Source organism: Streptomyces sp. RP5T (genome assembly GCF_003933965.1).
Lineage (GTDB): Bacteria > Actinomycetota > Actinomycetes > Streptomycetales > Streptomycetaceae > Streptomyces.
On sequence record NZ_RSAJ01000394.1, the window covers coordinates 1 to 7,978 of the forward strand.

Sequence of the window (7,978 nt, forward strand, 5' to 3'; positions counted from 1 at the left end):
CGCTCAACCCGCGCGCGTGGTCGACACGCGGCTCCCGCGCGAGCCCCGAGTCCACGACCACCCGCACCCCCGGCACGGTCAGCGACGACTCGGCCACGGCGGTCGCGAGCACCACCCGGCGACGGTCCCCGCCGGCCAGCACCGCGTCCTGCACGGTGGCCGGCGCCCGCCCGTGCACCTGGAGCACCTCCACGTCACCGAGAGCGCCCAGCTGCCCGGCCACGCGAGCGATCTCGCCCACGCCCGGCAGGAAGCACAGCACGTCCCCCGCCCGCTCGGACAGCGCCCGCCGCACGACCGACGCCACGTGCGTGAACAGCGCGGGATCGACCCGCATGCCGTGCGGCGGCCGTACGGGACGCGCCGGTGGCGCCCACACCACCTCCACCGGGTGCGATGCGCCCTCCGCCTCGACCACGGGCGCGTCGCCGAGCAGCCGCGCCCACCCCTGCGCGTCGGTCGTCGCGGACGCGGCGACCAGCCGCAGCTCCGGCCGCAGGGTCTGCCGTACGTCCCACAGGAAGGCGGCCGTGGTGTCCGCGTCCAGGTGGCGCTCGTGGCACTCGTCGAGCACGACCACGTCGACGCCCGTCAGCTCCTGGTCGCGCTGGAGCCGCTGGAGCAGCACCCCCGTCGTCACGACCTCCACGCGTGTGTGCGGCCCGACCACCCGCTCGCCGCGCACGGTGTAGCCGACGCTCGCGCCGGTCTTCTCGCCCAGCAGCCACGCCATCCTGCGGGCGGCCGCGCGGGCGGCGATGCGGCGAGGTTCGGCGACGACGACCTTCCGCGCGGGCGCGTCCGCGTCCAGCAGGCCCGCGAGGACCAGCGGGACGAGGGTCGTCTTGCCGGTGCCGGGCGGTGCCACGAGGACCGCGGTGCCGTGCTCCTCCAGGGCGTCGCCCAGCGCGGGCAGTGCACCGCGGACGGGCAGGGCGTCGAGGGCGTCGTAACGGATCACGTCCCTAGTGTCGTACGGCCGCCCGGGCGCCCGGACGCGTCAGTCCCGTTCGCACACGAAGATCGCGGTACCCGGGATCAGGTTGCCGCGCAGCGGGGACCAGCCGCCCCACTCCGAGGTGTTCCAGACCGGCCACTCGGGCTCCACCAGGTCGACCAGGCGGAAGCCGCCGGCGACCACGTCACGCACCCGGTCGCCGACCGTGCGGTGGTGCTCGACGTAGACCGCGTGGCCCTCCTCGTCCTGTTCGACGTAGGGAGTGCGGTCGAAGTAGGAGGCGGAGACGGACAGGCCCTCGGGGCCGGGCTCGTCCGGGAAGGCCCAGCGGATCGGGTGGGTGACCGAGAAGACGAACCGGCCGCCCGGGCGCAGCACACGGCGGACCTCCTTCAGGACCCGCACCGGGTCGGCGACGAACGGCAGGGCGCCGTACGCCGAGCAGGCCAGGTCGAAGGAGCCGTCCGCGAAGGGCAGCGCGCCGGCGTCGGCGCACACCAGGGGGAAGGACGAGCCGATGCGCAGCGCGTGCTGGAGCTGGCGGTGGGAGATGTCGAGGGCGACGGGACGGGCGCCCTGGGCGGCCAGCCAGCGCGCGCACTGGGCGGCGCCGGCGCCGATCTCCAGGACGTCCCTGCCCTTGAGGTCCTCGGGCGGGCCCAGCAGCTCGGCCTCCACCTCGTCGAGGCCCTCGGGGCCCCACACGAAGCGGTCGTCGCCGAGGAACGTGCCGTGCTCGATCTGGTACTCGTCCGCGTTGCGGTCCCACCAGCCCCGGTTGGCCCGGACGCTCTCGGTGACGTCCGCGTCACGCCGGGTGGCCTGCGACTCCGCGTCCGGGTCGGACTCCTGCGAGTGTGATGCGGGCTCTTGGATGATCGGCTCCCTCGTACTAGTCTGCGGGCTCTTCCGTCCGGCCCGTCCGGCGGCCGTCATAAATGGGGCGCCGTCACGCGCGCGTGGCCTCGTGAGACATGAATTGTGCCGGGTATGCGGCGATCCGCCCCGGGTGTGCGCCTTCGCGCATTGACCCTGTCCGGCTGCCCCCGTATGCTACAAGTTGCGCTGCGGGCCTGCGCACCTCAGACGTAGCAGGTTGCGCTCGCATCTGTTGTATGTCCCCTCGGTTGTCGAGGCGCCACCAGTATTTTTGAGTGGCGCTTCCTTGGCTGTCCGGCTTCTTCAGAGCGAAACGGGCTCCCGGCGTAAGCAGTACCTACGACTCTCTGTCCGTACCGGAGCCCTTTCCCACATGACGAGCAGCACCGAGACCACCTCTACCACTCCGCAGGTAGCGGTCAACGACATCGGTAACGAGGAAGCCTTCCTCGCCGCGATCGACGAGACGATCAAGTACTTCAACGACGGCGACATCGTCGACGGCGTCATCGTGAAGGTCGACCGGGACGAGGTCCTGCTCGACATCGGTTACAAGACCGAAGGTGTCATCCCGAGCCGCGAGCTCTCGATCAAGCACGACGTCGACCCCAACGAGGTCGTCGCCGTCGGTGACGAGATCGAAGCCCTTGTTCTCCAGAAGGAGGACAAGGAAGGCCGCCTGATCCTCTCGAAGAAGCGCGCCCAGTACGAGCGTGCCTGGGGCACCATCGAGAAGATCAAGGAAGAGGACGGCATCGTCACCGGTACCGTCATCGAGGTCGTCAAGGGTGGTCTCATCCTCGACATCGGCCTCCGTGGCTTCCTCCCGGCCTCCCTGGTCGAGATGCGCCGCGTCCGCGACCTCCAGCCCTACGTGGGCAAGGAGCTCGAGGCCAAGATCATCGAGCTGGACAAGAACCGCAACAACGTGGTCCTGTCCCGCCGTGCCTGGCTGGAGCAGACCCAGTCCGAGGTCCGCCAGACGTTCCTCACGACCCTCCAGAAGGGTCAGGTCCGCTCCGGCGTGGTCTCCTCGATCGTCAACTTCGGTGCCTTCGTGGACCTGGGTGGCGTCGACGGTCTGGTCCACGTCTCCGAGCTGTCCTGGAAGCACATCGACCACCCCTCCGAGGTTGTCGAGGTCGGCCAGGAAGTCACCGTCGAGGTCCTCGACGTCGACATGGACCGCGAGCGTGTCTCCCTGTCGCTGAAGGCGACCCAGGAAGACCCGTGGCAGCAGTTCGCCCGCACCCACCAGATCGGCCAGGTCGTGCCCGGCAAGGTCACGAAGCTGGTTCCGTTCGGTGCGTTCGTCCGCGTGGACGAGGGCATCGAGGGTCTGGTCCACATCTCCGAGCTGGCCGAGCGCCACGTGGAGATCCCGGAGCAGGTCGTCCAGGTCAACGACGAGATCTTCGTCAAGGTCATCGACATCGACCTCGAGCGCCGTCGCATCAGCCTCTCGCTGAAGCAGGCCAACGAGGCCTTCGGCTCCGACCCGGCCTCGGTCGAGTTCGACCCGACGCTGTACGGCATGGCCGCGTCGTACGACGACCAGGGCAACTACATCTACCCCGAGGGCTTCGACCCCGAGACCAACGACTGGCTCGAGGGCTACGAGTCCCAGCGCGAGGTGTGGGAGAACCAGTACGCCGAGGCGCAGACCCGCTTCGAGCAGCACCAGCAGCAGGTCATCAAGTCCCGCGAGGCCGACGCCGCTGCTGCGGCCGAGGGCGGGGACGCGGCCGGTGCGGCTCCGGCCGCGGGCGGCGGCGGTGGCGGTTCGTACTCCTCCGAGGGTGCGGACACCTCCGGTGCGCTGGCGTCGGACGAGGCGCTCGCCGCGCTTCGCGAGAAGCTTGCCGGTGGCCAGAGCTGAACGCTGGCTCGCTGAGGCCTAGCAGGTAGTTGAAGGGCCGTACCTTTCGAGGTGCGGCCCTTCAGTGCTGTCCGGGTTCGTTTTCGGCTGCGGGTCCGGGGGGCTTCTCGCGCAGTTCCCCGCGCCCCTGAGGAGTTTCCGGGGCCCGAGTGGGAATGCCGCTGTTCCAGGGCGTGTTGTGCAGTACGAACACGAGGAGGAGCGGTCACTGTGCTTGATCCGCAGGGTTTGTACGCATGGGAGCCCAAGGGCCTGGCCGTCGTCGACATGGCGCTCGCCCAGGAGTCGGCCGGCCTGGTTATGCTCTACCACTTCGACGGTTACATCGACGCGGGCGAGACCGGCGACCAGATCGTCGAACGGCTGCTGGACTCGCTGCCGAACCAGGTCGTGGCCCGTTTCGACCACGACCGGCTCGTGGACTACCGCGCCCGCCGTCCGCTGCTCACCTTCAAGCGCGACCGCTGGACGGACTACGAGGAGCCCACGATCGACGTGCGGCTCGTCCAGGACACCACCGGCGCGCCCTTCCTGCTGCTGTCGGGCCCGGAGCCGGACGTGGAGTGGGAGCGCTTCGCCGCGGCCGTCCAGCAGATCGTGGAGCGGCTCGGCGTCCGCCTGTCCGTGAACTTCCACGGCATCCCCATGGGCGTCCCGCACACCCGCCCCGTGGGCCTCACCCCGCACGGCAACCGCCACGACCTCGTCCCCGGCCACCGCAGCCCCTTCGAGGAGGCCCAGGTGCCCGGCAGCGCCGAGGCGCTGGTCGAGTACCGGCTCATGGAGGCCGGTCACGACGTCCTGGGCGTCGCGGCGCACGTCCCGCACTACATCGCGCGCTCGCCCTACCCGGACGCCGCCCTGACCGTCCTGGAGGCCATCACGGCCGCCACCGGCATGGTCCTGCCCGGCATCGCCCACGCCCTGCGCACCGACGCCCACCGCACCCAGAGCGAGATCGACCGCCAGATCCAGGAGGGCGACGAGGACCTCGTGGCGCTCGTCCAGGGTCTTGAGCACCAGTACGACGCCGCGGCCGGCGCCGAGACCAGGGGCAACATGCTCGCCGAGCCGGTGGACATCCCCTCGGCCGACGAGATCGGGATGGAGTTCGAGCGCTTCCTGGCGGAACGGGAAGGCGACAACTGACCCGCGCGGAGCGTCTAGGCTTCCGGACATGCTGAAGGTGGGCCTGACCGGCGGTATCGGCGCCGGCAAGAGTGAGGTGTCGCGGCTTCTCGTGGAGCACGGCGCCGTCCTGATCGACGCGGACCGCATCGCCCGCGAGGTCGTCGCGCCGGGCACGCCGGGCCTCGCCGCGGTCGTGACGGCCTTCGGCGAGGACGTGCTCGCCGAGGACGGCAGCCTCGACCGGCCCAAGCTCGGCTCCATCGTCTTCGCCGACCCGGAGCGGCTCGCCGCGCTGAACGCGATCGTGCATCCCCTGGTGGGCGCCCGCTCCCGCGAGCTCGAGTCGGCCGCCGCCGAGGACGCCGTCGTCGTCCACGACGTCCCGCTCCTCACGGAGAACGCCCTCGCGCCGCTCTACGACCTCGTCGTGGTCGTCGACGCGAGCCCCGAGACCCAGCTCGACCGGCTCGTCCGGCTGCGCGGCATGACCGAACAGGACGCACGCGCGCGTATGGCCGCCCAGGCCACCCGTGAGAAGCGTCTGGAGATCGCGGACGTCGTGATCGACAACGACGTGCCCCTGGACGACCTGCGCCGACGTGTGCGGGAGGTGTGGGGCGAACTCGTGCGCCGGGCGCGCACCTTTGGGACGCCTGAGGAATAGCGTCCCCCGCGTGGGGCGTTGAACCCTTCCAGTGAGGGAAGGACTGTGCCGTGCCCGAGACCAGCGGATCGACCGGACGTACTCCGGAGACGCATGTCATCGACTACCGCGCAGCCGAGCAGTTGCTCTCCGCGCGGGACCCGCGGGGCGCGGTGAAGCTGCTCGACTCCGTCATCGCCGCCCACCCGGAGAACACCGCGGCCCGGCTGCTGCGCGCGCGTGCCTTCTTCGCCGCCGCGCAACTGCGTCCGGCCGAGCTGGAGTTCACCATCGTCCTGGAGCGCGAGCCGGACAACGCCTTCGCCCACTTCGCGCTCGCCCGCACCTACGAGCGGCAGGGGCGGCCCGACCAGGCCAGGCGGCACTTCCGGCTGGCGGCGGCGCTGGACCCGAATCCGGAGTTCCTGAAGGCGGCGCGGTTCGACTCCTGAGCGCGCGGCGCGCAGGGGCCGGCTACCTCGGGCGGTTCTCCGGCGGACGGTACGGCGGGATGTCGGGGCCCGGCTGGTAGTGCGGGCCCTGCCGGATGTGCCGCAGGATGACCGCCGTGTCGACGGTGATCACCAGCCAGAGCACTCCGCAGGCGATCGCCCACCCGGGGCGGCCCGCCAGCGCGAACGCGGCCGTGCCGAAGATCGCCCAGACCAGCCCCCACACGCTCAGCCAGAACCGCGCCCGCAGTGCACTGCGCGCTGTCGTCGGCTCACTGCCCGTACGCATCGGGATCACCACTCCTCCCCAGCAACGTACTCTTCGGAACGGACGTCGACCAACGGGCCGAACAGAGGGGGACCGCGTGCTTCCGGACGCCGACGAGCTGGCCGAGGTGCTGGTGGAACTCGCCGTACCGCACGAGGACGTGGGCGAACTCGTGCGGATGGGCCGCCGGGTCATGGACGACCCGGAACTGCGGCGGTTCCTGGAACACTCCGTCGACGAACTCGTCCGGGACATGGGCCGGGCCGAGGACCCGGTCGTCCTGCCCGAGCTCGACTGGCCGTCCGGTGCCCTGCAACGCTGCTTCCCGGCCTACGTGTTCGTGGCGGCGCTGCCCCACACGCGCGCGTACCACCGGGCACGCGGCATCCCGGACGAGGTGTCCCGGCGCACCCTCGCCGACCTCGGCCGGAACATGGCCGTGCACCGCAGGCGGTACGGCAGGGCGGGGGTGGAGTCGCCGCGCTGGCTGACCCGGCACTCGCGGGGCGAGCTGTACCAGCTGGGCCGGCTCCAGTTCGAGCGGACACGGTACGGGCCGTGGAACAGCCGGCCCCTGACCGCGGCCGGACTGGACCTCGATCCGGACACGCCCTGCCTGAGCCTGCACATCCCCGACTTCCTCGGACCCCTGTCACCGGCGGCCTGTGAGCGTTCACTCGCCCTGGCCGCCGACTTCTTCGCGCGGCACTTCGCCGAGGAGCCGTATCGCGTCGCGCTGTGCCATTCCTGGCTGCTCGACCCGCAGCTGAAGGAGTACCTGCCCGCGGACTCCAACATCGTCCGCTTCCAGGAGCGTTTCCGCATCGCCCCCCAGGACCCGGGGCCGGAGGACACCGAGCCGGTGCAGTTCGTGTTCGGGGACCCGCAGCTGCCGGTGGAGAGCCTGCCGCGGCGGACGGCTCTGGAACGGGCCATCGGCGACCACCTGCGGTCCGGCGGACACTGGTACATCGGGCACGGCTGGTTCCCGCTGTAACTCGGACGGGTGAACCTGTGCGACTCGGGAACGGCCGTGCGGACACGGGCCGTTGGACGGGCATGGAGCTGAAGCGGCGAGCGGGACATCAGGGGACGGGACCGGGGCCGATCACCCCGGACGGATGCGCGGTCGAGCTCTACTCGCGGCTGCCCGTGGGAGCGGAGCCGGACGTCATCGCCGCGGCGGTGCCGGCGGGCGCGCGCATCCTGGAGCTGGGCAGCGGCGTGGGACGCATGACGGGTCCGCTGCTGGAGCGGGGGTTCACGGTCACCGCGGTGGACGAGTCCGCCGAGATGCTGGAGCGCGTGCGGGGCGCGCGCACGATATGCGGCCCGATCGAGGACCTCGACCTGGGCGAGACGTTCGACGTGGTGCTGCTCGCGTCCTTCCTCGTGCACAACGCCGACCTGGAGGTGCGGCGCGGCATGCTGCGCGCCTGTGCCCGGCATGTGGCGGCGGGCGGCTGCGTGCTGATCCAGCGGGAGGGCGCGGACTACCACACCGATCTGCCGCGCGAGCGCGTCGACCCCAGCGGGTTCACCTTGCGGATCGTCTCCTCGCGACCGGTGGCCCCGGGCGTCAACTCGGTCCACGCGGAGTACCAGTTCCCGGACGCCACCTGGACCCAGACCTTCCGGGCCCGTCCGCTGACGAAGGAACAGTTCGAGGAGGCCTTGGGGGAGGCGGGGTTGAGGGTGGACCGGTATCTGACGGAGGACGGGACGTGGGTGCGGGCCGTGCCGGAGGCGGCGAGAGGGTGAGCCGAGG

Annotated in this window: 9 protein-coding genes; 6 read left to right on the forward strand and 3 right to left on the reverse strand. The window is 71.2% G+C overall.

The window, feature by feature from the left end; genetic code table 11:
* Together EHS43_RS30995 and EHS43_RS31000 are read right to left on the reverse strand one after the other, a co-directional pair.
* Positions 1–961: DEAD/DEAH box helicase (locus tag EHS43_RS30995; RefSeq protein ID WP_125194013.1), on the reverse strand; the 961-nt coding region annotated here is incomplete at its 3' end.
* 39 nt (positions 962–1,000) lie between these two features.
* Positions 1,001–1,894 (reverse strand): class I SAM-dependent methyltransferase, encoded by an 894-nt coding sequence (locus tag EHS43_RS31000; RefSeq protein ID WP_185806485.1) that lies wholly within the window; start codon positions 1,892–1,894, stop codon positions 1,001–1,003.
* 316 nt (positions 1,895–2,210) lie between these two features.
* Between EHS43_RS31000 and rpsA the strand changes: the two genes are divergently transcribed.
* The 4 genes from rpsA to EHS43_RS31020 all read left to right on the forward strand — a co-directional run bounded on the left by rpsA (position 2,211) and on the right by EHS43_RS31020 (position 5,942).
* Positions 2,211–3,716: a 30S ribosomal protein S1 gene (gene rpsA, locus EHS43_RS31005; RefSeq protein ID WP_125194014.1), complete on the forward strand. Its 1,506-nt coding sequence runs from the start codon at positions 2,211–2,213 to the stop codon at positions 3,714–3,716.
* 210 nt (positions 3,717–3,926) lie between these two features.
* Positions 3,927–4,865, forward strand: a complete 939-nt coding sequence (locus EHS43_RS31010; protein ID WP_125194015.1) for a PAC2 family protein — start codon at positions 3,927–3,929, stop codon at positions 4,863–4,865.
* A 28-nt stretch (positions 4,866–4,893) separates the two neighbouring features.
* Entirely contained in the window at positions 4,894–5,511 is a 618-nt protein-coding gene (gene coaE / locus EHS43_RS31015; RefSeq protein WP_125194016.1) for a dephospho-CoA kinase, read from the forward strand.
* Positions 5,512–5,561: 50 nt separating this feature from the next.
* A complete protein-coding gene (locus EHS43_RS31020) occupies positions 5,562–5,942 on the forward strand; it encodes a M48 family metallopeptidase (protein ID WP_125194017.1) in 381 nt (126 codons plus the stop codon).
* 22 nt (positions 5,943–5,964) lie between these two features.
* On the opposite strand, the gene EHS43_RS31025 is transcribed toward EHS43_RS31020, so the two are convergent.
* Positions 5,965–6,231, reverse strand: coding sequence for a DUF6343 family protein (locus EHS43_RS31025; RefSeq protein WP_185806486.1), 267 nt, complete (start codon positions 6,229–6,231; stop codon positions 5,965–5,967).
* A gap of 76 nt (positions 6,232–6,307) precedes the next feature.
* Between EHS43_RS31025 and EHS43_RS31030 the strand changes: the two genes are divergently transcribed.
* Entirely contained in the window at positions 6,308–7,207 is a 900-nt protein-coding gene (locus tag EHS43_RS31030) for an acyltransferase domain-containing protein (RefSeq protein ID WP_125194019.1), read from the forward strand.
* Positions 7,208–7,269: 62 nt separating this feature from the next.
* The gene (locus EHS43_RS31035; RefSeq protein ID WP_125194021.1) at positions 7,270–7,971 is read left to right on the forward strand and encodes a bifunctional 2-polyprenyl-6-hydroxyphenol methylase/3-demethylubiquinol 3-O-methyltransferase UbiG; all 702 of its coding nucleotides are present in this window, start codon (positions 7,270–7,272) and stop codon (positions 7,969–7,971) included.
* The last annotated feature ends 7 nt before the right edge of the window (positions 7,972–7,978 follow it).

Excerpts from the sequence above, each read along its gene's own strand:
- EHS43_RS31000 (WP_185806485.1), bottom strand. The coding sequence starts at position 1,894 with ATGACGGCCGCCGGACGGGCCGGACGGAAGAGCCCGCAGACTAGTACG.
- rpsA (WP_125194014.1), top strand. The coding sequence starts at position 2,211 with ATGACGAGCAGCACCGAGACCACCTCTACCACTCCGCAGGTAGCGGTC.
- coaE (WP_125194016.1), top strand. The coding sequence starts at position 4,894 with ATGCTGAAGGTGGGCCTGACCGGCGGTATCGGCGCCGGCAAGAGTGAG.
- EHS43_RS31025 (WP_185806486.1), bottom strand. The coding sequence starts at position 6,231 with ATGCGTACGGGCAGTGAGCCGACGACAGCGCGCAGTGCACTGCGGGCG.
- EHS43_RS31035 (WP_125194021.1), top strand. The coding sequence starts at position 7,270 with ATGGAGCTGAAGCGGCGAGCGGGACATCAGGGGACGGGACCGGGGCCG.